General features: G+C 66.3%; 1 protein-coding gene and 1 pseudogene. Both read left to right on the top strand.

The window, feature by feature from the left end:
• The first annotated feature begins 143 nt into the window (after positions 1 to 143).
• Positions 144 to 590: a hypothetical protein gene (locus tag IU459_RS40620; protein ID WP_195134290.1), complete on the top strand. Its 447-nt coding sequence runs from the start codon at positions 144 to 146 to the stop codon at positions 588 to 590.
• Positions 587 to 731: pseudogene (locus IU459_RS40615) on the top strand (ATP-binding protein); the annotation flags it as partial. The gene IU459_RS40620 and the pseudogene IU459_RS40615, both read left to right, overlap by 4 nt.

Raw genomic sequence — 731 nt, 5'->3', positions numbered from 1 at the left:
GCCCGCTCGTGCCGACCAAGCACTGGCCACTTCTCCTCCAACCCCATTGCCGCCAAGCCTGCCTCCCAGTTCCGTGGTCAGATTCGGAGCCGTCGAGCTCCTCGGATTGATTCCACGTAACTAATAAAAGGATCGCCTTCGCTATGAAAGGCCCGACCTGGTGCCGCAAACGAGCCGAAGAGATCGGCGAGTCGACCGTCGCTGTGATCGCCGAATTGCTCAGCGAAAACGCGTTGTTCCGGCTGCGCGCCGCCCAGGGCGTGCTCGGGCTGGCCGACCGCCATAGCGAAGCGCGGCTCGAATTGGCGTGCGCCAAAGCGATCGCCTTCGGCGACCCGTCCTATCGGACCATCAAAGGCATCCTCGCCGCCGGCCTGGAAGCCGATCCACTGCCGCCCAGCAGCGGCGATGGAGGCGCCTCAGCGTTCCTGCACGGTCCTTCGCGGCTGTTCCGGAACGTGTTGGCGCTGCCCAACCCGGACAGCCCGGCCGCGATCCGTGCCACGAACGCCGCCATGGACACCACCGCCGCGGACCTCGCCCACGACGACGGTGCGGACGGCGAGCGCGGTCAGGGGGTATCGGCATGATCGTCGATGTCGCCCTGGAACAAGCGCTGCGGACGCTGAAGCTATCCGGGATGCTGCAGACCCTCGAATCCCGCCTGGCCCAAGCCCGCGCCGGTGACCTCGGGCATATCGAGTTCCTGCAGGTCCTCTGCCACGACGAAA

The organism is Nocardia amamiensis (assembly GCF_015477605.1).
Classification (GTDB): Bacteria; Actinomycetota; Actinomycetes; order Mycobacteriales; family Mycobacteriaceae; genus Nocardia; species Nocardia amamiensis_A.
Note: the sequence above shows the minus strand (reverse complement) of the source record. Positions and strands in the feature narration are given on the sequence as shown.

What these genes read in the sequence shown, in the direction of transcription:
- IU459_RS40620 (WP_195134290.1), top strand. Translation starts at nt 144, where the DNA reads ATGAAAGGCCCGACCTGGTGCCGCAAACGAGCCGAAGAGATCGGCGAG.